Origin of the sequence: Stutzerimonas stutzeri, assembly GCF_024448695.1 — a bacterium.
Classification (GTDB): domain Bacteria; phylum Pseudomonadota; class Gammaproteobacteria; order Pseudomonadales; family Pseudomonadaceae; genus Stutzerimonas; species Stutzerimonas stutzeri_T.
Genome location: NZ_JAMOHY010000022.1, coordinates 15211 through 38222, shown reverse-complemented (window position 1 = coordinate 38222; position 23012 = coordinate 15211). Strand labels below are relative to the sequence as shown.

20 protein-coding genes are annotated in these 23012 nt (G+C 61.4%); 8 read left to right on the top strand and 12 right to left on the bottom strand.

Translation table 11 applies throughout. The features are described 5' to 3' along the window. The 7 genes from xdhC to NAV32_RS14230 all read right to left on the bottom strand — a co-directional run bounded on the left by xdhC (position 1) and on the right by NAV32_RS14230 (position 10854). Positions 1–849 (bottom strand): xanthine dehydrogenase accessory protein XdhC, encoded by an 849-nt coding sequence (gene xdhC / locus NAV32_RS14260; protein ID WP_256053456.1) that lies wholly within the window; start codon positions 847–849, stop codon positions 1–3. A gap of 101 nt (positions 850–950) precedes the next feature. Then, the gene (xdhB, locus tag NAV32_RS14255) at positions 951–3338 is read right to left on the bottom strand and encodes a xanthine dehydrogenase molybdopterin binding subunit (RefSeq protein ID WP_256053455.1); all 2388 of its coding nucleotides are present in this window, start codon (positions 3336–3338) and stop codon (positions 951–953) included. Beyond that, on the bottom strand, positions 3331–4788 hold the full coding sequence (gene xdhA, locus NAV32_RS14250; RefSeq protein WP_256053454.1) for a xanthine dehydrogenase small subunit: 1458 nt from the start codon (positions 4786–4788) through the stop codon (positions 3331–3333). The genes xdhB and xdhA overlap by 8 nt, the downstream gene beginning before the upstream one ends. A 209-nt stretch (positions 4789–4997) precedes the next feature. After that, on the bottom strand, positions 4998–6353 hold the full coding sequence (locus tag NAV32_RS14245) for an 8-oxoguanine deaminase (RefSeq protein WP_256053453.1): 1356 nt from the start codon (positions 6351–6353) through the stop codon (positions 4998–5000). A 259-nt stretch (positions 6354–6612) separates the two neighbouring features. Further along, positions 6613–7452 carry a bifunctional allantoicase/(S)-ureidoglycine aminohydrolase gene (locus tag NAV32_RS14240; protein WP_256053452.1) on the bottom strand — a complete coding sequence of 280 codons (840 nt, stop codon included), beginning with the start codon at positions 7450–7452 and terminating at the stop codon, positions 6613–6615. Between the two features lie 197 nt (positions 7453–7649). Next, positions 7650–9350 carry a response regulator gene (locus NAV32_RS14235; RefSeq protein ID WP_256053451.1) on the bottom strand — a complete coding sequence of 567 codons (1701 nt, stop codon included), beginning with the start codon at positions 9348–9350 and terminating at the stop codon, positions 7650–7652. After that, positions 9328–10854, bottom strand: coding sequence for an ATPase domain-containing protein (locus NAV32_RS14230; protein ID WP_423836437.1), 1527 nt, complete (start codon positions 10852–10854; stop codon positions 9328–9330). The genes NAV32_RS14235 and NAV32_RS14230 overlap by 23 nt, the downstream gene beginning before the upstream one ends. Positions 10855–11179: 325 nt before the next feature. Here NAV32_RS14230 and NAV32_RS14225 point away from each other — a divergent pair, with 325 nt between their 5' ends. Both NAV32_RS14225 and NAV32_RS14220 read left to right on the top strand, forming a co-directional pair. Beyond that, entirely contained in the window at positions 11180–12151 is a 972-nt protein-coding gene (locus NAV32_RS14225) for a class I SAM-dependent methyltransferase (protein WP_256053449.1), read from the top strand. Between the two features lie 63 nt (positions 12152–12214). Continuing rightward, positions 12215–12646: a VOC family protein gene (locus NAV32_RS14220; RefSeq protein WP_256053448.1), complete on the top strand. Its 432-nt coding sequence runs from the start codon at positions 12215–12217 to the stop codon at positions 12644–12646. Positions 12647–12660: 14 nt separating this feature from the next. Here the strand turns inward: NAV32_RS14220 and NAV32_RS14215 are convergent, their stop codons facing one another. Then, the gene (locus NAV32_RS14215; protein ID WP_256053447.1) at positions 12661–13533 is read right to left on the bottom strand and encodes a DUF6279 family lipoprotein; all 873 of its coding nucleotides are present in this window, start codon (positions 13531–13533) and stop codon (positions 12661–12663) included. A gap of 218 nt (positions 13534–13751) precedes the next feature. Here NAV32_RS14215 and NAV32_RS14210 point away from each other — a divergent pair, with 218 nt between their 5' ends. Beyond that, the gene (locus NAV32_RS14210) at positions 13752–13943 is read left to right on the top strand and encodes a hypothetical protein (RefSeq protein WP_256053446.1); all 192 of its coding nucleotides are present in this window, start codon (positions 13752–13754) and stop codon (positions 13941–13943) included. A gap of 4 nt (positions 13944–13947) precedes the next feature. Here NAV32_RS14210 and NAV32_RS14205 read toward each other — a convergent pair whose 3' ends face one another. From NAV32_RS14205 to NAV32_RS14190, 4 genes are all read right to left on the bottom strand, one after another. After that, a complete protein-coding gene (locus NAV32_RS14205) occupies positions 13948–14478 on the bottom strand; it encodes a hypothetical protein (RefSeq protein ID WP_256053445.1) in 531 nt (176 codons plus the stop codon). Positions 14479–14554: 76 nt separating this feature from the next. After that, positions 14555–15313 carry a substrate-binding periplasmic protein gene (locus NAV32_RS14200; RefSeq protein WP_256053444.1) on the bottom strand — a complete coding sequence of 253 codons (759 nt, stop codon included), beginning with the start codon at positions 15311–15313 and terminating at the stop codon, positions 14555–14557. Between the two features lie 189 nt (positions 15314–15502). Next, positions 15503–16225 (bottom strand): RNA pseudouridine synthase, encoded by a 723-nt coding sequence (locus NAV32_RS14195; RefSeq protein WP_256053443.1) that lies wholly within the window; start codon positions 16223–16225, stop codon positions 15503–15505. Between the two features lie 87 nt (positions 16226–16312). Next, positions 16313–16492 (bottom strand): hypothetical protein, encoded by a 180-nt coding sequence (locus NAV32_RS14190; RefSeq protein WP_181085055.1) that lies wholly within the window; start codon positions 16490–16492, stop codon positions 16313–16315. A 229-nt stretch (positions 16493–16721) separates the two neighbouring features. Here NAV32_RS14190 and NAV32_RS14185 point away from each other — a divergent pair, with 229 nt between their 5' ends. The 5 genes from NAV32_RS14185 to NAV32_RS14165 all read left to right on the top strand — a co-directional run bounded on the left by NAV32_RS14185 (position 16722) and on the right by NAV32_RS14165 (position 22959). After that, positions 16722–17870 carry a PQQ-dependent sugar dehydrogenase gene (locus NAV32_RS14185; protein ID WP_272890290.1) on the top strand — a complete coding sequence of 383 codons (1149 nt, stop codon included), beginning with the start codon at positions 16722–16724 and terminating at the stop codon, positions 17868–17870. Between the two features lie 64 nt (positions 17871–17934). Then, entirely contained in the window at positions 17935–18771 is an 837-nt protein-coding gene (locus NAV32_RS14180) for a CvfB family protein (RefSeq protein WP_256053442.1), read from the top strand. A 258-nt stretch (positions 18772–19029) separates the two neighbouring features. After that, on the top strand, positions 19030–20187 hold the full coding sequence (locus NAV32_RS14175) for an outer membrane beta-barrel protein (RefSeq protein WP_256053441.1): 1158 nt from the start codon (positions 19030–19032) through the stop codon (positions 20185–20187). Between the two features lie 43 nt (positions 20188–20230). After that, a complete protein-coding gene (locus NAV32_RS14170; protein ID WP_256053440.1) occupies positions 20231–20764 on the top strand; it encodes a polysaccharide biosynthesis/export family protein in 534 nt (177 codons plus the stop codon). 2 nt (positions 20765–20766) lie between these two features. Beyond that, positions 20767–22959, top strand: coding sequence for a GumC family protein (locus NAV32_RS14165; protein WP_256053439.1), 2193 nt, complete (start codon positions 20767–20769; stop codon positions 22957–22959). Positions 22960–23012 lie beyond the last annotated feature (53 nt).

Sequence of the window (23012 nt, the reverse complement as noted above, 5' to 3'; positions counted from 1 at the left end):
TCAGCCAGCCTGCGAGCGGCGCGAGGCGGGCACCAGCATCGGTACGGGCTTTTCGCCGCCTGTGCTTTTTTCACCAAAGTTGGCGTTATAAGTGGCGATCACCTCGCCTGCAATGGACACCGCGATTTCCACCGGCAGCTTGCCCTTCACCTCGCTGATGCCCATTGGGCAGCGCATGCGCGCCACGGTTTCCGGCTGGAAGCCGCGGTTGCGCAGGCGGTGCTCGAACTTGGCGCGCTTGCTCTGCGAACCGATCAGGCCGTAGTAGGTGAAATCGTTGCGTCCGAGAATCGCCGCGGTCAGTTCGAGATCCAGTTGGTGGTTGTGGGTCATGACGATGAAGTAACTGCCGGCGGGCATGTTCTCCACCTCATCCACCACCTCGTCGTTGACTACCTTTTCCACGCCAGCTGGAATCTGCGCGGGAAACTCGTTATCCCGCGAATCGATCCAGCGCACCTTGCAGGGCAGGCTGGCCAGCAGCGGCACCAGCGCTCGGCCGACGTGGCCGGCACCGAACACCGCAATGTGCGCCTGGGGTTGACCCATGGGTTCGAACAGCAGCACCGTGGCGCCGCCGCAGCACTGGCCCAGGCTGGCGCCGAGGGAAAAGCGTTCCAGGCGGGTTTCGCGCACACGGTTTTCCAGCATCTCGCGGGCGATGGCCTGTGCCTTGTACTCCAGGTGGCCGCCGCCGATGGTGTCATACAGCCGCTCGCGGCTGACCACCATCTTCGAGCCGGCATTGCGCGGCGTCGAGCCGCGCTCCTCGATGATGGTCACCAGTACGCAGGGTTCGCCTTGCTGCTGCAGGTCGGCGAGTGCGTTGATCCAGACCGTGTTGCTCATGGTTCTGTCCTTCGTCGCGCCCGGTGAAAGCTGCAAAGCGTTTCCACCGGAACGTTCGTGTTGTGCCACAGGTGGACAAGTAAAACGTTGTCCACCCTACGTCAGGCTGGTGTGGTTTCCGTTGCAGGTGCGGTCGTCGCCTGCTTCAGCTTGCGCATCTGCTCGACGCCCCAGAGCACACGCTCCGGCGTGGCCGGCGCGTCGATTTTCGGCTGCACCTTGTAGTCGGCGAGGCTGGCCACGGCATCCTTGATCGCGCACCACACCGAGATGCCCAGCATGAACGGCGGCTCGCCGACGGCCTTGGAATGGAACACCGTGTCTTCCGGGTTCTTGCGGTTTTCCACCAGCTTGACCCGTAGATCCAGCGGCATGTCGGCCACCGCCGGCACCTTGTAGCTGGCCGGGCCGCTGGTCATCAGCTTGCCCTTGTCGTTCCACACCAGCTCTTCCATGGTCAGCCAGCCCATGCCCTGGACGAAGCCGCCTTCCACCTGGCCGATGTCGATGGCCGGGTTCAGCGAGGCGCCGACGTCGTGCAGGATGTCGCTGCGCAGCATGCGGTATTCGCCGGTCAGGGTATCGACCAGCACTTCCGAGCAGGCCGCACCGTAGGCGTAGTAGTAGAAGGGCCGCCCGCGTGCCTGGTCGCGATCGTAGTAGATCTTCGGCGTGCGGTAGAAGCCCGTTGAAGACAGCGACACCTGGCCGAAATAGGCCTGCTGGATCAGCTCTTCGAAGGTGATGAAACGATCACGAATACGCACCTGACCGTTCTTGAACTGAACATCTTCTTCGGTGACGGTGTAATGCCGGGCAGCGAATTCGACCAGTCGCTGCTTGATGGTCAGCGCAGCGTTCTGCGCGGCCTTGCCGTTGAGGTCGGTACCGCTGGAGGCCGCCGTCGGCGAGGTATTGGGCACCTTGTCGGTGTTGGTGGCGGTAATCTGGATACGGTCGATATCCACCTGGAATACCTCGGCCACCACCTGCGCGACCTTGGTGTTGAGGCCCTGGCCCATTTCGGTGCCGCCGTGGTTCAAGTGGATGCTGCCGTCGGTGTAGACGTGCACCAGCGCGCCGGCCTGGTTGAGGAAGCTGGCGGTGAAGCTGATGCCGAACTTCACCGGCGTCAGCGCCAGGCCCTTCTTTAGGATCGGGCTTGCGGCATTGAACGCGCGGATCTCTTCGCGTCGCTTTGCATAGTCGCTGCTGGCTTCCAGTTCGGCGGTCATCTCGTCGAGCATGTTGTGCTCGACGGTCTGGTAGTAGGGCGTGACGTTGCGCTCGGTCTTGCCGTAGTAGTTGCGCTTGCGGATCTCCAGCGGATCCTTGCCCAGCTCGCGCGCCACGGCGTCCATGATCTCCTCGATGGCGACCATGCCCTGCGGGCCGCCGAAGCCTCGGTAGGCGGTATTTGAGGCGGTGTTGGTCTTGCAGCGATGACCGTGGATGGTGACGTCGCCCAGGTAGTAGGCGTTGTCGGAGTGGAACATCGCGCGGTCGACGATGGAACCCGAGAGGTCCGGCGAGTAGCCGCAGTTGCCGGCCAGGTCGATCTGGATGCCCTGGAGCATGCCGTCGTCATCGAAGCCCACGTCGTATTCGACGTAGAAGGGGTGGCGCTTGCCGGTCATGTGCATATCTTCCATGCGCGGCAGACGCATCTTGGTCGGCCGGCCGGTCAGATGCGCGATCACCGCGCACATGCACGCGGGGCCCGCGGCCTGGGTTTCCTTGCCGCCAAAACCACCGCCCATGCGGCGCATGTCGATGACGATCCTGTTCATCGAAATGCCCAGTACCTCGGCCACCAGCTTTTGCACCTCGGTGGGGTTCTGGGTGGAGGTGTAGACGATCATGCCGCCGTCTTCGGTGGGCATGACCGAGCTGACCTGGGTTTCCAGGTAGAAATGCTCCTGACCGCCGATATGCAGCGTGCCCTGCAGGCGACGTGGCGCGGTCGCCAGCGCGCTGGCTGAATCGCCACGCTTGTGGGTGTGGCTGTCGAGCACGAAATGCTGTTTGCGCAGCGCATCGACCACATCCAGCACCGGCTCCAGGTCTTCGTATTCGATGATCGCGGCCATGGCCGCCTTGCGTGCGGTTTCCAGACTGTCGGCGGCGACGGCGATCACCGGCTGGCCAACGAACTCGACCTTGCCGTCCGCCAATAGCGGATCGCCAGGCAGGACTGCACCGATGTCCAGCTGGCCGGGCACGTCCTTGGCTGTGATGGCGATGGCTACGCCGGGAATCTGGTAGCAGGGCGAGGTATCGATGCTGATTATGCGGGCATGGGCACGGTCGCTCATGCGCGCATAGACGTGCAGCTGATTGGGAAATTCCAGGCGGTCATCGACGTATACCGCTTCGCCAGTCACGTGCTTGGGCGCGCTGTCGTGCTTGACGCTCTTGCCGACGCCGGTCACCAGGTCCTGCTTGAACAGGGCGGTGATTTCCTCTTGCGATTTGGTTGGCTTATGCATAGGAAGTCACCCTCGTTTCGGTTGTCGGCGCGTGCTGCTCCAGGAAGCACTTGCGCAGCAGGTTCTGTGCAACCAGCAGGCGGTATTCGCGGCTGGCGCGGAAGTCGCTCAGCGGTGTGAAGTCGTTGGCCAGGGCCTCGCAGGCGCGTTCAGCCGTTTCAATGGTGAAGGGCTCACTGACCAGCGCGGCCTCGCAGGCTGCCGCCCGTTTCGGAATGGCCGCCATCCCGCCGAAGGCGACGCGCGCCTCGGTAATCTGACCGTTGGCGACACGCAAATCGAAGGCGGCGCATACGGCTGAAATGTCGTCATCCAGCCGTTTGGACACCTTGTAGGCGCGGAATATCTGGTCGGGCCGGGCACGCGGAACGAGGATCTTTTCGATGAATTCGCCTTGCTCGCGGGCGGTGACCTTGTAGTCGATGAAGTAGTCCTGCAGCGGCAGGGTGCGGCTGCGCTCGCCCTTGCGCAACACCACCTGCGCGCCAAGGGCGATCAGCAGTGGCGGCGAATCGCCGATGGGCGAGGCGTTGCCGATGTTGCCGCCCAGGGTGCCCTGATTGCGGATCTGCAGCGAGGCGAAGCGGTGCAGCAGTTCGCCGAAATCGGGATATTCCGCGGCCAGCGCTTCATAGCAGTCGGTCAGTGCGGTGGCGGCGCCGATCTCGATATGGCTGTTGGTGACTTCGACCTTCTTCATCTCGGCGATATGGCCAACGTAGATCATCGCCGGCAGCTCTCGGTGAAACTGGGTGACTTCCAGCGCGAGGTCAGTGCCACCGGCCAGCAGGCGGGCGTCGGGGTTGGCGCTGTAGATCTCGGCCAGGTCAGCCACCGTCAGCGGCGACAGGCAGCGCTTGGTGCCGTTGTTCAGCTCAGCGGTTTCGCGTGGCTCGATGGCTTTCAGCTGGGCGATGGTTTCCGCTTCGCGCGCGTCGAACTGATCCGGGTGCAGGGCGCCGCAGGCTTGCTCGGCGGCTTCGAGAATTGGGCGGTAGCCGGTACAGCGGCAGAGATTGCCAGCAAGGGCTTCGTGGGTCTGGGCCGGGTCGTATTCTTGCACTGCGCCTGACGCGGCCCGATTCTTCTGCAGAGCGAACAGGCTCATGACGAAGCCGGGCGTGCAGAAGCCGCACTGCGAACCATGGCAATCGACCATCGCTTGCTGGACGCTGTGCAGCTGGTCGCGGTTCTTGAGGTCTTCGACAGCGATCAGCTGCTTGCCATGCAACGCGGAGACGAAGGTGAGGCAGGAGTTGAGCGTGCGATAGCGCAGCTTGTCGTCAACCAGCTCGCCCACCACCACGGTGCAGGCACCGCAGTCGCCGGAGGCGCAGCCTTCCTTGGTGCCGGTCTTGCCACGGTGCTCGCGCAGGTACTGCAGTACCGTGATGTTGGGGTCGAGAGTCTGCTCGCTGAGCAGCTCTCGATTGAGTAGGAACTGGATCACGGGGCCTCCTGGGTTCTTGTTCTGGGCTCTGGCGGTAGAAGCTAGCCGTATCTGACTTTTAGGTCAAGAAATAGCTGACTGGAAAGTCAATGCGTCGATGGGACGCACCTAAAAGCTTATTAAAGAGTGTGGTAGATAGCGCGGCGTCAGCGAGTTCTGTACGACGAAGAACCTGCTGGCGCCGCTGCATTGGTGAAGCGGAGAGGTAATCAGCCTGCGATCAGCTGAGCGGCGGCCTGGCGGTGGTCGGCGATCAGGCCGGCGATATCCAGCCCCTCGATCTGTCCGTCGATCACCTGCCAGCGACCGCCGACCATCACCCGGTCGGCACGATCCGCACCGCAGAGCAGCAGCGCCGAAAGCGGGTCATGGCTACCGGAGAAGCGCAGTTCGTCCAGTCTGAACAACGCCAGATCAGCCTGCATGCCGACGGCCAGTTGCCCCAGGTCATCGCGGCCCAGCAGGCGCGCCGATCCGCGAGTGGCCCAGCCCAGCACCCGTTCCGGGGTGATCTTTTCGGCGCCGTAGCGCAATCGCTGCAGATACAGTGCCTGGCGCGCTTCGAGAATCATGTTGGATGCGTCGTTGGAGGCCGAGCCGTCTACGCCCAGGCCGATGGGGGCGCCAGCCGCTTCCAGCTCCAGCGTCGGGCAGATACCGGACGCCAGGCGCATGTTGGAGCTTGGGCAATGGCAGATGCCGGTACCAGCCTGGCCGAGGCGGGTGATCTCATCGGCGTTGAAGTGGATGCCGTGGGCCAGCCAGGTGCGGTCCGATAGCCAGCCGACGCTGTCGAGATAATCCACGGTGCGCAGGCCGAAGCGTTCCAGGCAGAAGTCTTCCTCGTCCAGGGTTTCTGCCAGATGGGTGTGCAGGCGCACGTCCAGGCGTTCGGCCATGGCGGCGCTGGCGCGCATGATGTCCGGCGTCACCGAGAAGGGCGAGCAGGGTGCCAGGGCGATCTGGATCTGCGCGCCGGCGCCGCGCTCATGGTAGCGCCCGATCAGGCGCTCGCTGTCTGCCAGGATCACTTCGGCTTCCTGTACCGTCTGTTGCGGTGGCAGGCCGCCATCGGCTTCGCCGAGGCTCATCGAGCCGCGGGTGAGCATGGCGCGCATGCCCAGCTGGCGCACGGCCTGGACCTGGACGTCGATGGCTTCTTCCAGCCCTTCGGGGAACAGGTAATGGTGATCCGCTGCGGTGGTGCAGCCGGACAGCAGCAGTTCGGCCAGCGCGACCTTGCTCGCCAGTTCGAGCTTTTCCGGCGTCAGCCGTGCCCAGACCGGATAGAGCGTTTTCAGCCAGGGAAACAGCGGCTGGTTGACCACCGGACCCCAGGCGCGGGTGAGCGTCTGGTAGAAGTGGTGATGGGTGTTGATCAGCCCCGGCAGCACGACGTGTTCGCGGGCGTCGAAGGTGCTGTCGACGGGTGCGGCTGGCACTTGGCCGGCGGCCAGCAGTTCGATAATCACGCCGTTTTCGATGACCAGCCCGCCGGAAGCGTCCTGATCATTGGCGGTGAAGATGGCGAGGGGGTTCTTGATCCAGAGACGATTGGCAGCCATTGCCGGCTCCTCCTGAAGGACCCTTTGAAAACTGGCTGCGTTGCCTTCGCTGCGTTGAAATCAGGCTCAAAATGCTCATTTACGACTTGTAAACTGCGCTTTTTCGCCTGATTTCGTCTTGCGCTGGCTGCCTCGCCTACGTTTTCAGAAGTGTCCTGAAATGTGGGGTTCAGAAAAGCCAGCTCAGTTATGCCCTGTCTGCTGATCCAGGGGCGCCAAGCGCAGGGGGAGTCGCCCCGCAATGGGGCGACTGGTTTGCTCAGGACCGGTGATTATATTTGCCAAGGTCCATATGACGATTCACATCCTTGTACAGCAAGTAGCGGAACTTGCCGGGGCCGCCGGAATAGCAGGCTTGCGGGCAGAAGGCGCGCAGCCACATGTAGTCACCGGCTTCCACTTCGACCCAATCCTGGTTCAGGCGATACACCGCCTTGCCTTCCAGCACGTACAGACCGTGTTCCATCACATGGGTTTCGGCGAAGGGAATGACGCCGCCCGGCTCGAAGGTCACGATGTTCACATGCATGTCATGGCGCATGTCGCTCATGTCGACAAAGCGGGTGGTGACCCAGGCGCCATTGGTGCCTGGCATCGGAATCGGCTCGATGTCCTGCTCGTTGGTGACGAAGGCCTGCGGCTGCGCCAGTCCTTCAACGGCCTGATAATACTTGCGGATCCAGTGGAAGCGGGCGACCTGACCGCTGTTGTTGCGCACCTTCCATTCCGAGGCAGGCGGGATGAACGCATAGCTGCCGGGACGCAGTTCGTGGGTGCTGCCATCGAGCGTCAAAGTGAATTCGCCATCGACGACGAAAAGGACGGCCTCGGCATTCTTGTCCAGCTCGGGCTTGTCGCTGCCGCCGCCGTCGGCCAGTTCCACGATGTACTGCGAAAAGGTCTCGGAGAAGCCGGACAGCGGGCGGGAGAGAACCCACATGCGCATGTTGTCCCAGAAGGGCAGGTGGCTGGTGACGATGTCACGCATCACGCCCTTGGGAATGACGGCATAGGCCTCGGTGAACATTGCGCGGTCGGTCAGCAGTTCGGTCTGCGCCGGATGCCCGCCGGTGGGGGCATAGTACTTGGTGTTTGCCATATAACTCCCGTCATCGGTTGTTGTTGCCGATCGGCAGTGCGCCGGTGTGCCATGACGGCTGAGTGGCGGGCTGCGAGCGGCTGGTAGAGGAGCTGCCTGCATATTGTATACATGATTTGTGTTTGTATCTACAGATTGTATCCAATCCGTGTTGGCGGTGATCCTGGCTGAGTCGCGCTGCTTCGATCAGCGCCGGCTCAGAGTGCGGGCAGGGTGCTCAGTTCGGCGCTTTCCATGGCACTCTGCAATGCATCGGCCAGTTCTTCGAGACGGTAGGGCTTTGCCAGCACATGCACGGCTTCGGCCTGTGCAGTCTTTCTCGCTGCCTCGGCATAGCCGCTGGTGAGCAGGACAGGAACGCCGAATTGTCGTGTCCGAATTTCCCTTGCCAGCTCCACGCCGTTCATACCGCCAGGCATCATCACGTCGGAGAAGACGATGTCCACCCGGCATCCTTTTGTCAGCGTCTTGAGTGCAGCGGCAGCGCTGGCGCAATGGGTTACCTGATAACCGAGGTGCTGGAGCATTTCGGCAACCGTTGCGGCGACTTCTTCGTCATCGTCGACCAGCAGGACGCGGCCGGCAGAGGCTTCGGGTGACGCCTCGCTGGCGTGAATATCGTCGGTTGGCAGCTCACCTGGCAGGCGCGCCGAACGAGGCAGCATCATGACCACGCTGGTGCCTCGCCCGCATTGCGAATCGACCCACACGGTCCCGCCGGACTGCCGGGCGAAGCCATAGACCTGGGCCAGTCCCAGGCCTGAGCCCTTGCCGATTTCCTTGGTCGTGAAGAACGGATCGAAGACCCGCTCGCGCAGGTCATCCGGGATGCCCATGCCTGAGTCGATTACCGCGAGCTTGACGAAGTCACCCCGACTGCCCAGCACCTGCTCGTTCGGCGCATTGGTTGCCTGCAGCAGAATCGAGCCGCCCTCGGGCATGGCATCGCGGGCATTCACCGCCAGGTTGAGGATCACCAGTTCCAACTCACCTGGATCGACCTCGATCGGCCACAGGTCCGGGGCAAACTGCACCTGAACATGAATATCGCCGCGAAGGCTGCGGTCGAGTAGTTCGCGCATCTGGCTGATGCGCAGGGCCAGGTCCACCGGCTCGGGCGCCAGTGACTGACGCCGGGAAAATGCCAGCAGCTGGCGCGTCAGAGCGGCTCCGCGCTGGGCGGCCTGACGCATGCCGTTCATCAGTCGTTGACGGCGTTCCGGGTCCGCACGCCGATCAAGCATGTCGAGACCACCAGAGATGACCATCAGCAGGTTGTTGAAGTCATGGGCGATACCGCCCGTCAGTTGGCCGATGGCCTCGATCTTCTGTGTCTGGCGCAGGGTTTCTTCTATATGGGCGCGCTCATTCATCTGTGTGCGCAGTTCGAGATTGGCCTTTTCCAGTTCGCTGGTGCGCTCAACCACCAAAGCTTCCAGTTCTTGGGAGGCCTGCTCGCGCGCCTCGATCAGCGCGCGCACTTCGTACTGACGCAGACGCCCGCGCAGCGCTGCCTGAAGAGCGCTGGTAAGGGTAATGGCCTGGACCGGGCGTTCGAGCAGCGAGACGTTGCACAACGCAGCAACCATGCGCTGACGCCAGGCGGTAACTGCCGGTTGCTGGTGTTTACTGGTCAGCACCACGAAAGGAAAATCGGACCAGGTCGGTTGCCTGTCCACCCAGGCGCGCAGTTTCTCCAAGTCCTGTGTGAAGAGGCCTTCTTCGGCAATGAATACGGCGCCAGCGTCCCGCTCGGCTCGTTCCAGTACTTCGTCGACACTGTGACAAACCACGGTGTTCATGCCGCTGCGGCGCAGCAGGTCGGCCGATGCGGGACCGTCCCTGCCGACGGGGGCATAGACGGCTACTATCGGGCTATCTCGCCTGGGTGTCGTCATGCTCGTCTGCCATGAGAAAAGTCGCATCACCGGTGTATTCCGGCGTGCCCGAAAAGATGCCGTTGAACGCTGAAAGAGGCTCGCCGACCTTGATGCCCGAGGCGCCAAGACGGAATTCACGAATAGTGTTTTCGTGGCGTCCGCTGCGTTTCTTGACTACCGACAGCGCGCGGCGAACCATGCCGGCATGCTCGAAATAGCGCAGCATGATCACCGTATCACTCAGGTAGCTGATGTCTACAGGCGTCTCCATCGGTCCGACCAGGCCGTGCTGGGCCAGAACCATCATGCTCATCACCCCTTGCTGACCCAGATAGCTGAGTAGTTCGTGCATCTGCAGGATCAGAAATTGGCCGTCCGGCATCGCGTTCAGGTAACCGTTGAGGCTATCCAGCAGGATTATCCGTGCGCCTTGCTCCTCTACGCTATGGCGTACGGCGGCGGTGAATTCGCCAGGCGAAAGCTCGGCAGGATCGACCTGTTGCAGGTGCAGCAGCCCCTTTTGAATCCAGGGCTCGATATCAAAACCCAGCGCACGACCACGGGCAAGCAGGGTGCCGATCCCCTCGTCGAAGACGAAGAAAGCCACCTGCTCGCCGCGTTGGCATGCCGCTACGGCGTAACCCAGCGCCAATGAGGACTTGCCGACGCCGGCTGCACCGATCAGCAGTGCATTGGTGCCGCGTTCCAGCCCTCCGCCGAGCATTCTATCCAGCTCGTGATTACCGCTGGAAACCAGATCGCCCATGAAGGGCGTGTGGTGCTCGGCGGCGATAAGCCGAGGGTAAATGGCCAGTCCACCTTTGCGGATACTGAAGTCGTGGTAGCCGCCGCGGAACTTGATACCGCGCATCTTGATGACCCGTAGTCGCCGTCGCTCTGCGCCGTAGTTGATGGCCAGCTGTTCGAGCATGACGACACCATGCGAAAGCGAGTGCAGCTGCAGGTCACCGGCTTCCGAGGTCTGGTCGTCGATCAAAATGACCGTGCACTGCCGGGTCGTGAAGAAATGCTTGAGCGCCAGCACCTGCCGTCGATAGCGCAACGGGCTTTGCGCCAGCAGGCGCATCTCCGAGAGGCTGTCGAATATGACCCGGCTCGGGTTGGTCTGCCTGACATGATCGAAGACCTGCTGGGTGGTCTCGCTCAATTCCATTTCGGCGGGGTGCAGCACGGTCAGTTCGAGCGCAGGGTCGAGGCTGGTTTCGGGCGTCACCAGTTCGAGTACATCGATCCCGTCGAGCGTCCAGCCATGCCGTTTGGCGACGAGCTTCAGTTCCTGCAAAGTTTCTGAAAGTGTCACATACAGCACCCGCTCGCCCTGGCGTATGCCTTCGAGCAGAAACTGCAGGGCAAGGGTGGTCTTGCCGGAGCCGGGGCTGCCCTCGTACAGATACATCCGGTTGGGGTCCAGGCCCCCGCCAAGAATGTCATCCAGACCTTCGCTGCCCGTTGAAATACGCGGGATTTCGTCATGGTCGAGGGGAGACTCTGGGGATTCCATCATGCCTTACTCCTTACTTGGCTCTGCACGCAGATGCCGAGTTTGCTGCGTCTGTTGTTTCGACCCATTTATTGCGATGGCGGATTGCCAGATGAAGCGCGGAACTGCCATGGGCCGCAAGCCTCTCGATGGACGCTGCGGGTGTTTTGAACAGCGAGTGATCGAAAGGGGTGTCAGTCAATCCGACTCGTTTTTCATTGTGCCGTTCAGCATGGGTGGCAGCCGCAACGCGTCATCCGCCGTTTGCACTCCCCTGCGCGATGGATGCGCAACCCGCCCTGAATCGCGTTTAAAATCACGACCTTTCCGACCTGTGATGATGTTCATGCACCCCGATGCTCTCGCTACGCTGCAGCAACACCTGACCACTGCCCTTGCGTCGCCACCTGCCGAGGCCCGACGGCTTTTTCATGGCCGAGGCCGCTGCTGGGAGGGGCTTGAACATGTAACCGTGGACTGGTTGCAGGGTGTGGTGCTGGTGTCGCTGTTTCGCGAGCCACCGACTGCTGAACTGGATGCGCTGAGAATGCTTCTGTCGTCGCTCACCCAGGGTGCCGGGTGGCAGGCAAGTGGGGCGCACAGCCTGTTGCTGCAGCATCGCTATCTGCCGGACAGCCGCATGGAGCAACTGTTGGGCGAGCCAGTCGAAGAATGGGTCATCAGCGAGAATGGACTGCGTTACAAGCTCGATCTGGGCATCAAGCAGAACAATGGCCTGTTTCTCGATATGCGTTATGGCCGGCGCTGGGTACAGGAGCAGGCTCGGGGTTTGCGCGTGCTTAACCTGTTTGCCTATACCTGCGGTTTCTCCGTGGCGGCGCTTGCCGGTGGCGCCGAGCATGTGGTCAATCTCGACATGGCCCGCGCGGCACTAAGCCGTGGACGGGACAATCATCGGCTCAATGAGCATGACCTGAGCAGGGTCAGCTTCCTCGGGCATGAGCTGTTCAAGTCCTGGGGCAAGATCCGCAAGAGCGGCCCCTATGATCTGGTGATTGTCGATCCACCGTCGTTCCAGAAGGGCAGTTTCGCGCTGGACCGCGATTACCAGAAGATTCTGCGCCGCCTGCCCGAGTTGCTGACGGCAAACGGGAGGGTGCTGGCCTGTATCAACGATCCGGATACTGGGCCTGATTTCCTGATCCAGGGTATCGCCGCCGAAGCGCCTGAACTGGTGTTCGTGCAGCGCCTGGAAAATCCGCCGGAATTTCCCGATATCAGTCCTGACAGCGGGCTGAAAGCGCTGGTGTTCGAGCGCTCCGGAACACGGTTGGCTGGGGATCGCGACGAAACCTGAACCGGCTGCTGCGGGTCGGATTGCGTAGGTGCCGTATTTGGCGGCCCGTCCGAAGGAGTAGCCATGTCTCTGTATAGCAAGAATACCGCCGCCAACCTGATTCCCTGCCTGTGTTACCGCGATCTTCCCGCTGCGCTGGAGTGGTTGTGTGCGGTGTTCGATTTCGAGCGACGGCACGTGGTCGAAGATGAACAGGCAGGCATCCTTCACGCACAGCTGGGTTTTGGCAGCAGCCTGCTGATGCTGGGGCCTGTAGATGATGCCCGGGAGGACCGTCTGCTCAGCCAGCCGGATGAGGTGGGTGGTGTTGCGACGCAGGGCATCTATGTCATCGTCACCAGCGCCGACGCCCTCTATACCAAGGCCAAGGCAGCCGGAGCGCAGATCGTCCGTGAGCTCAAAGACGAAGATTATGGCGGTCGCGGCTTCAGTTGCCGTGATCCGGAGGGGCATCTGTGGAGTTTCGGTACCTATGATCCCTGGGCCGAATCATAGGACGTCTGTTCTGCTCAGGCCTCGGGCAGGCAATCCAGTGAACCGAGGTCCTTGCGCAGGCGCTGCAGGCGGTTGTCGAGCTTTTTTCGCTGGTTCGCATCAGACAGCGCATAGACCTCACTGATCAGGCGAATGGTCGCGCCTTCGTTGCGGGCAAGGGTTGTGCGGTACGCATCAGTCCCCATCGATTCGCGCGCCTGCAGCAGGTGCGCGATGCGTTTTTCGAAATCTCCTTCATGACGCTCGGTCAGAGCCTCGATCAGCGCGTTCTGCCACTGCTGGCGGTTTTCCAGCCAGAGACGATTCTGGCCGCCCAGAGCATGGGCCCAGGCCAGGATGCGCTGGTGCTGTGCGGCATTCAGCGTTCCGGTTGACTGCTCGATGCGCTTGGTCATGCGTTCGGCACGCTCGCGAATCTGCTGCGACAGGGGCACTGCCAGGTATTTCTCCTGGTGCTCCTGCTGGTCCTGGGCAAGTGCCTCGGTGAGCTGGCGTACCTGCTGATCATCCAGCTCGCGCAGCAGCTGCACGGTTGTCGGTGTGACTTCCGCAGCCACGGCCTGAACAGCCTGCTTGATGTCCGCATAATGCTCGCGAACAGCTTGTTCATCGAGAGCGCCCTGGCGTATCTGATGCTGCATGCGCTGGAGGGCGTCGAGGTCAACCGGCAAGCGCGTGCGACAGTGCCAGGCGATATGTTCGCGTAACTGCTCGCGCAGGCGGGTCTGCTGGCTGCGGTTCATGTCCAGATAATCGTCCAGCGACCAGGCAATCAGCAGATCCAGGTTCCGGTAGGCGAGGTTGATGCGACTGCAGCCGACCAGCGCTACTGCCATGACCAGCAACAGCAGCAGTATTTTCGAGCCAGGTATCAGGCGAATCCGCATCGTGCTCCCTCGTGTTGGTGGAATCTACGCTCCGATAGAGTCGCCAGGCGCTCCGGCAGTTCGCAGGCGTTATAGCGTTCAGCGACCAGGTTTAACGACCGGTTAAACAATTGCGGCATTTTGAGCGAGAAGAATGTTGCCTGGCGTGGTCACTAGGTTATGAGCCTCGCCGCCACAGGTGACGGCAAATCACAATTTTTTGATCGAGGGCAGTCGTCATGCAGACCAGCATCAGGCATCTGAGCGGAGAAGAAGTACCCAAAAGCTGGCGTCCGACGTGGGTCACGTGCTGGGTGGTGGAAATGGACGGTACGACCATTGCCGGCCCCTACGCCACGCGGGAAGAGGCACAGGCGGTTATCGACGGAGAACAGAAGCCAAAGATTTCCCAGACGCCCACGCCTGGTTAGCACACTACCGGCAATGACTGGGGCAGGGGATCGCCTGCTCTGGCAGAGGTGGCGGCTCGACCAGGTGGGAAACCAGCTCCAGAGCCTTTTCAAACGAAGGGTAACCACTCTGCGCAACATCCAGCCCTGCATAGGCGCGGCGATAGGCTTCGGCCTTTTCGGGCTGCTGTTCATCAATCAGGAAGGGCTGTTGGTACATCATGTAGAGCAGCGCGACCGCGTGCGGATGCCCCTTTTTGCTGGCCCGCTCCAGCAGTCGCAGCACTTCCGCCTGTTGTGGTCCCTGGCGAATCAGCAACAGCGCTTGGTAGAACTCGGTTTCACCCCGCTTGTCGAGGCGGGCGCTGCGATCGAGCAAGGCCTTTGCAAGTTCGTAACCGTCCTCATCGGCCTGGGAAATGAGGATCTTGGCCTGCAACAGGTCGTTCTGGTAGAGCAGTCGCTCGGCGCGGCAGGCGCTACCCGGCTGATCGCATGAATACGAGGCGCAGCCACCCAGGGTGACAAGCAGTCCGACCACCAGTGCGTTCTTCATCAAATGCCTTTCTCTTTTCATTGCGCTGCGTCGTGGATGTCTGGCCTGCGTGCCCGGCTTCAAGTTCAGTCATGCCTTATGGCGCCACCATGGACTGAAGCCCGTAGTGGCTCAAGATGATCTGCCAGTGCGGATTGCCCGGCAAAGTCGTGAGAAAGTCATCGAGAAAGCCGGTTACCGCATCACCCAGATTATTGGTGATCAGCAGGTGCCGGGTGAATTGATACAGGGGCTTTTCGGAAATGTACAGATCGCCAAGCTTTTCGCTCTGGTGGTAGTAGAGCAGCGTGGAGTGCGCGATGAGCAGGGTGTCGATACGGCCTGAGAGCAGTTTCTGCAAATTCTGCAAATCGGTCTGTACATCCTGGCGACGTATCGCGCCGCTGGCGATCTGCTTCTCGAGCCCCTCATAGCGATAACCGAGTACGCCGCCGAGGATAAGTCCTTTGAGTGACTGTGGGCGCTCGTACTCGAACGCCGTGTCGGGTAGCGAAACAAAGCTTTGCTGATCGAGCAGAAGGGCTTGCGTCCAGGTGGCCTTGGCCGTCAGCGCAGCGCTGAAAAACTGCGGAGTGGCCCAGAGCAGAATGCCCGGTGAGTGGTTGGCCAGACGCATATCCAGGCGTTTGCGCGGCAGTTCAACCAGCTCGAAGCGAAAGCGCCCGGCATTGGCGGGATCGTGATTGAGCAAATCCACGAATTCCTGCGAAAGCCCCCGTGAAGCATCAACCTTGAACGGTGGTGAAAGATGGTACGTCCAGACTTCAACAGGCTGCTGGGCCATGCAGGCCAAAGGTAGCAAGCTGAGTACGAGCACCCGGAGGAGTCTCTGCATGGCGCACCTTTATCGGGATGGCGAGGTCATCGGAGTCCGGCCCGATCACTCTCGGTCGCGAGCGCGACTTAATAAAGCATAGTGCGGCATTGGGCCTGACGCGAACTGCTTGGTTTTTAACCAAAGGGCGTCTTCAGGCGAGTGGATTCGCCCTTGGGTTCGGCAATTTTACAGGCGTGTTTGCGTGACTCAGAAGCGCTCGTGCTCACCCAGGAAGCGCCACTCTCCCAGCGGTAACTTGGCCATCGACAGGCGGCCAATGCGAATGCGCTTGCCGCTCAGCATGCGCAGGCCGATGGCATCGCAGAGTTGGTGCAGATCGCCGGCCTGCGGCGCCTTCAGGACAATGCGCAGGCGGGTTTCGTTCTGCCAGCTGGCTTTGGCCTTGGGCAGGATTTTGCCGCGATGGCCAATGCCCTTGGCCAGCAGCGCAAGCCCGCCGTCCTCGACTTCACCCGCCACTTCCACGATGAATTCCTGCTCGAGTCTGTCGCGCGGATCGGTCAGTTTGCGGATCACTTCGCGCTGCTGGCTGAACACGACCAGTCCGCTGATCTCCGCATCCAGCGGCATCAGTGCAGTCTGGCGTACCAGATGCCGGGCGCGGGGTGTCATGCGCGTATCGTCGCCGCTCCAGTGTGCAGTCTGGGCGAGCTGTGCCTGGGCGCTAGACGGGTCGGCGGCGACGGGCTGGCCGGCGGGCTTGTGCCACAACAGCGTGACTGGCGACACTTCAGCAGGGATAGCGCCGGGCAGTAGCTCGATACGCTGCTGCGCAACCTTGAAGTAGGGGGTTTCGATGATCTGGCCATCGACGCTGACCCAGCCACCCTCGATATACAGCTCAGCCTCGCGCCGGGAGCAGCCGAGCTGCTCGGCGAGGCGTTTGGACAGGCGTATCGGCTCGGTCATGAAGTGCTCGAATGGCGCGGAGGAGAACTGGCGAGCCGCTGCACTCTGGCAAGGGCAGCGAAGGCTCGCTATATCAGTCGGGGCAGGTTACTTCTTGCTGATGGTGATCTGTCGCGACGGGCCTTGAGTCTGGCCGCTGACGCCATTGGGGATCTTCTGGACTTCGCCGCCGGCCTTGAGAAAGGCGGCCATTTGGGCGGCCAGAGACTGGCTGGTTTCGCTGGCAGGTTCTGGCTTGCGTTTGGCGGAGGTGGTCTTGGTGGCCATCGTCATTAGGGTCCTTTGGTCAGTCGAACCGGGCATTATACAGATTTACCGGGTTTCTGTCTGACTTTCCGATACAGGGGGCGACATGGGCTGGTCCTGCAAAAGCGGGTGGGAGCGACCATGCCCGTTAAGAGTGGCTTCTGCCATCGGGAAAACGAAACATTGCTGAAGCGTTTTGTCGCGTTCATGGTCTTTTCAAAGACCGTCTATTCCTTCTGGAGGATCTCCCATGCCGCACCCTGCCGTCCGTGCTCTGTTCTGTGGCTTTGCATTTGCCTGTGCGCCGCTGGTCATGGCCGAAGCCGAATACCACGATAGCGAGCTGGGTCGAGTCAGCGTGGAGGAGGTGGCCCGTGGCCTGGAATTTCCCTGGGCGGTGGCCTTTCTGCCCGATGAGGGCGCCATGCTGGTGACCGAGCGGCCCGGCCGGTTGCGCCTGGTCGATGCCGAGGGACGTCTGTCCGAACCTCTTGAGGGTGTGCCGCAGGTCTATGCCCGAGGCCAGGGCGGGTTGCTCGATGTGCAGCTTTCGCCAGACTTCCACAAGGACCGCCTGATCTATCTCAGCTATGCGCACAAGGGTGACGACGGCAAGGCCGGAACGGCAGTGGGACGTGGTCGGCTGGCGGACGACCGGCGCTCGCTGGAAGGCTTCACAGTGATCTTTCAGCAGTTGCCCAAGCTTTCCAGCGGCCTGCATTTCGGTTCGCGGTTGGTGTTCGATGGTGATGGCCGGCTCTTTATAGCGCTTGGCGAAAACAACCAGCGGCCTACTGCACAGGATCTGGACAAACACCAGGGCAAGCTGGTGCGGATCGAGCCCGACGGCCAGGTGCCGCAGGACAACCCCTTCGTGAACACCGAAGGCGCACGCCCGGAAATCTGGTCCTATGGTCACCGCAATCCGCAAGGTGCAGCGCGCAACCCCTGGAGCGGCGAGGTCTGGACTCATGAACATGGCCCGCGCGGCGGCGATGAAATCAATATTCCCCAGCCGGGGCGCAACTACGGCTGGCCACTGGCAACCCATGGCGTTGACTACAGCGGGCAGCCCATTTCCGAGGCTGCTGGCGAATCCGCTGCCGATACCGAGCCGCCGCATCATGTCTGGCGGCAGTCGCCGGCCATCAGCGGCATGGCCTTCTATGACGCCGACCGCTTCGCGCCGTGGCAGCAGAATCTGTTCGTGGGCGCCCTGCTGGATCGCTCGCTGATTCGCTTGCAGCTCGATGGCGACAAGGTGGTCCACGATGAGCGTCTGCTCAAGGACATGGACGAGCGCATTCGCGACGTCCGCCTCGGTCCGGATGGCTATCTCTACTTGCTGACGGATTCGTCTAAGGGCCGCTTGCTTCGGATCGGTCTGGCAGACCGTTGATCCCGGCAGCCGACAGAGTGCCGGCCTGCTAGAATCGCCGGCCTCGACTCACAGGATTTTCACCATGGCCGCAATCGGGCGCTACAACAGCCTGCAAATCGTCAAACACACCGGGTTCGGCCTTTATCTGGACGGCGGTCCGGATGGCGAGATCCTGTTGCCCAATCGCTACATCCCGAAAGATACACCTACCGAGGTTGATGACTGGCTCAACGTCTTCATTTACCTCGACAGTGAAGACAAGCTCATCGCCACCACCGAGAAGCCCAAAGTCCAGGTGGGTGAATTCGCCAGCCTCAAGGTGGCGGAAATCAACCGGATCGGGCTGTTTCTTGACTGGGGGCTGCCCAAGGACCTGCTGCTGCCGCATTCCGAGGAGAAGCGGCCACTGAAGGAAGGTGACTACTGCGTCGTTTATGTCTACCTCGACAAGCACACCCGGCGCATCACCGCCACGGCGCGTCTGGACCGTTACCTCGACAAGACGCCTGCGCGCTACACGACCGGTGAAGCAGTCGACCTGCTGGTGGTGGAACGGACCGATCTGGGTCACAAGGCGATCATCAACGGCCAGCATTGGGGCCTGATTCACAAGAACGAGGCGTTCAAGTTCCTGCGCGGCGGCATGCGCGAAAAGGGCTTTATCCGGGAAGTACGTGCCGACGGCAAGATCAGCCTGAGCCTGCAACCGCTGGGCAGCGAAGCCAGTGATGCCCTGCAGACGCTGATCATGCAAAAGCTGCAGGAAAACCAGGGCAGCCTGGAGGTTGGCGACAAGACCCCCGCTGATGAAATTGCGCAGCTGTTCGGTGTCAGCAAGGGCAACTTCAAGAAAGCCATCGGTGGGCTCTACAAGCAGGGTCTCATCCTGATTCACCCGGATCGTATCGAACGCATCTGATCCCCGACGACGTTAGAAAAACGGCCTGAGGACTCCCTCTGGCCGAGTGCATACGGCCAGGCGTCCCTGTCTGGCTGAGGTCAGGCAGGCTCCGTACGGCAGTCTGCCGCCGCATCTCCTCCCTGAACCCTCTCTGATCGATTGTGCAACTGTCGCGGATATTTGCGGTCTGTTGCGTGTCTATGACTCCTCACAAGCCAAGCGTCACGGCTGGAGTCGAGGCATGAACAACAATTCATCTCCGAGAAGGGATTCGTTATGAGGAACATCACGCTTGCGGGTGCATCGCTGTTTTGCCTCGCGACCACTCAAGGCTGGGCGGCGAGCGATCCGCGGGATATTCGCATCGGCGGCTTCGAGTTCACCCCCACGCTGATCGTGCGTGAGAGCTACGACGACAACTATCGCGGCTTGTCGGATAACGAACAGGCATCCTGGGTCACGGGCATCAACCCGACCTTCCTGCTTGCAACGGGCAATCGGAACAGCGAGTACGAGCTGGAATATTCCTTCAACAGCGACATCTTCCATTCCGATTCCGAAGCCAGCAACACCGATCACCACCTCAACCTCAGAAGTGCCATGGAATTCACCTCCAGGCATCGGCTGAACTGGGGGCTGGGCTATCACCGCGTGGAAGAGACGGCCGATACCGAGATCGATACCGAGAACGACAAGTACAGCAGCGCCATCGCCCGCGCCTCGTACGTCTACGGTGCACGCACCGCTCGCAACCAGCTGGAATTCGGTACCCGCTACGAAGAGCGGCGTTACCACAACAGCGGCAACCTGAACGCTTCGGAAGAGCGTGACAGCCTGATGTTCAACTCCATCTGGTTCCATCGCATCGGCGCGACCACGCGTTCGTTGCTGGAAGTCCGTCATACCGATCATGACTACAAGCAGGCTACTGCATTGCGCGACAGCACCAACCTGGCGCTGCTCGGTGGTGCCACCTGGGAAGCAGGCGCCAAGACGTCCGGCACGGTCAAGCTGGGCGCTGAACGCAAGGATTTCGACAGTGACCAGCGTGAAGACTTCACCAGCCCCATGTGGGAAGTCGGCGTCACCTGGAAGCCGCGCAGTTACTCCGCATTCAAGCTCAACACCCGCCGCGCCTTCGACGAAGGTGACGACGGCGCCAGCACCATCAACGACTGGACCACGCTGGCTGCCTGGGAACATGAGTGGACGTCACGCATCTCCACAGAGCTGCTGTATCGCTTCTCCGACCGCGAATACAAGGGGTTGGATCGGGACGACGAACGTACGTCCTACGGCGCCGGCGTGACCTGGTCGCCGGACCGTTGGATCGACGTGACCCTGTCGTATCTCAGAACGGAAAACGATTCCAGCATGAGCTGGGAGACATACGACAGAAACGTTTACCTGCTGAGTTTCGACATGAGCCTTTGAGGCCGATCAGGAGGTTGCAGCAGTGTCCAAGGAGAAACCGAGCATGAGCATCCAGAACATCTTCAAATATTTGTCGCTATTGGTGTTGCTGGCATTCAGCGCCACAGCCAGCGCCGCGCAGTATCAACTGGGTTCGGGCGACGTGATTCGCATCAGCGTTCACGGTGAGCCGGACCTATCGTTCGAAGAAATACGCCTGACCGATGCCGGCACCTTCACCTTTCCCTTCATCGGCGAGGTGGACGCCAATGGCAAGACGCCCGGCCAGGTGCGCACCTTGCTGACCGAAACACTCAAGGACGGCTACCTGATCGATCCGAGGGTTTCGGTGTCGGTAGTCAATTACCGCGAGTTCTACATCTCCGGCGAGGTCAAGCTGCCCGGCGGTTATCCCTATCAGCCAGGCCTCACGCTGGACCGGGCAATCGCCCTGGCGGGTGGCCTGACCGAGCGTGCCTCGACCAAACGCATGACCATCGTGCGCGGCTCTGAAAGCGGACGCAACGCGGAAAAAGCCACGATGGACACCCTGGTTCGCCCCGGCGATACGATCAACATCGATGAAGGATTCTTCTGATCATGAACAGCCCCGTTCGCCCGGATCGACCATGGCAGCGCCCAGTACAAGCTGTGGATAGCGACTTCATCGACCTCAAAAAAATCTGGCACGCCGTCTGGTCGCGCAAGTGGGGCATCGTCTTGCTGGTCGGCGTTGTTGCCGTGCTGACGATCCTGCTGCTGATGCGCATGACGCCCATCTACAAGGCGGTCACCTCGGTACTGATCGAAACCAAGGGCACGCCGGTGGTGTCGTTCCAGCCGATGATCGAGTCGCCGGAACTCAGCGAGTACCTGCAGACCCAGCTCAGCCTGATACAGAGCCGAGGCGTTGCCGAGCGCGTGGTGCGCGACCTGAGCCTGACCGAGCACCCGGAATTCGATTTGCGTCAGCAGCCCGGCCCGCTGATCGACTTCGGTGCGCTGGCGGCCATGTTTACAGGCGAAGAGCCCGAGCCGATCACTGAAGCCCAGGTCATGGACTACGCCACCCAGGTCTTCATGGAACGCACCTCGGTGTGGGTCGAGGGCAAGAGCCAGCTGGTCTATCTGTCGGTTTCCATGGCCGATAACTTGACCGCTGCGCAAGCCACCAACCAGTTGGCGCAGGCCTACATCGAAGCCCAGCTGGAGGCCAAGGTCGACATGTCGATGACGGCGGCCAGCTGGATGAACGACCGCCTGGTGTCCCTGCGCGAGAAGCTGCAGGCTTCCGAGGATCAGCTGCAGGCCTATCTGGATGCAGAAGGGCTGGTTGATCTGGATGGTGTGGGCACCATCAGCGCCAATGAGCTTTCGCTGACTGGCGATCGCATGATCGATGCCCGTCGCCAGCGGGCCGAAGCCGAGAGCCAGTATCGTCAGGTCGAGTCCATGCGCAGCCAGGGTTGGGAGCGTCTGTCCAGCGTGCCTGCGGTGCTCGGTCATCCGCTGATCCAGCAGTTCAAGGCTGATCAGGCGCATGCCCGTTCGCGTGTCGAAGACCTTTCGCGCCGTTACGGCGACCGCCACCCGGCCATGGGATCGGCGCGATCGGATCTGAATGCGGCAACCGCCAGTCTGCGTCAGCAGGTCGAGCAGGTCGTGGCGAGCATCGAGCGCAACTATCAACTGGCAGTGGCCAACGAAAACTCGCTGCGGGCTTCCTTCGACGAGAACAAGGACCGTATCCAGAGCATCTCGCGCAAGGAATTCAAGGTGCGAGACCTGCAGCGTCAGGTCGAAAGCGACCGCGCCCTGTACGAAACCTTCATGACCCGTCTGCAGGAAACCACGGCGACCTCTGACCTGAGTTCCACCAATGCCCGGGTGGTCGATGCGGCCATCCCGCCGACCGAGCCGAGCGCACCCAACACCAAGCTGATTCTGGTGGTCGCGCTGTTCCTGGCGCTGGTGCTGGGCATCGCCCAGGCGATCATTCGCGAGATTCTTGACAACACCTTCAAGAGCTCCGAGGAGGTGGAGAACAAGCTGAATCTGCCAGTGATGGGTATCGTGCCGCAGGTGCCGCGCAAGCTGCGCAAGGACGTCAGCCACCTGTTTGAACGCAGCGGCGACAAGCGCTTCTGCGAGGCCGTGCGGACCATCCGCACCAACCTGCTGCTCAGCGAAGGCAGTCAGCCACGTCAGGTGCTGGTGGTGACCTCCACTGCGCCGGGCGAAGGCAAGAGTTCGGTCTCGGCCAACCTGGCGTTTGCCATGGGCCAGCTGCACCGCGTCCTGCTGATCGATGCCGACTTGCGCCGCGCCACGCTGGAAAAGGCGTTCGATCTGAAACCAGGCACGCCGGGGCTGGTGAACCTGATCGGCGGCAGTGCCAGGCTTGAAGACTGCATTCACAGCGTGGGCAACGTCGACATGATCGCTGCCGGGCCAGCGCCCTCCAATCCGCTGGAACTGCTGTCCTCGCCGCGCTTCGCCAAGCTGCTGGAAGTGCTCAAGGGCCGTTACGAGCGGATCATCATCGACTCGCCGCCAAGTCAGGCTGTCAGCGATGCGGCCGTTCTGTCCACGTTGGCTGATGCGGTGATCTACGTGGTCAAGTCCGACAGCACCCTGATCCCACATGTCCAGAAAGGCGTAAGCCAGCTGCAGAACAGCAGCGCACCGGTCGCTGGCGTGGTGCTCAACCATGTCGATGTGGAAAAGGCCCGGAAGAACGGCCAGTTCCGTGGCTATTACGACCATTACGGTTACAGCGAGCAGACGGTGTAAGCCGACTCGCCTGCGCTCCGGTCAGGCAGAACCTGGCCGGATTTGAATCTGCG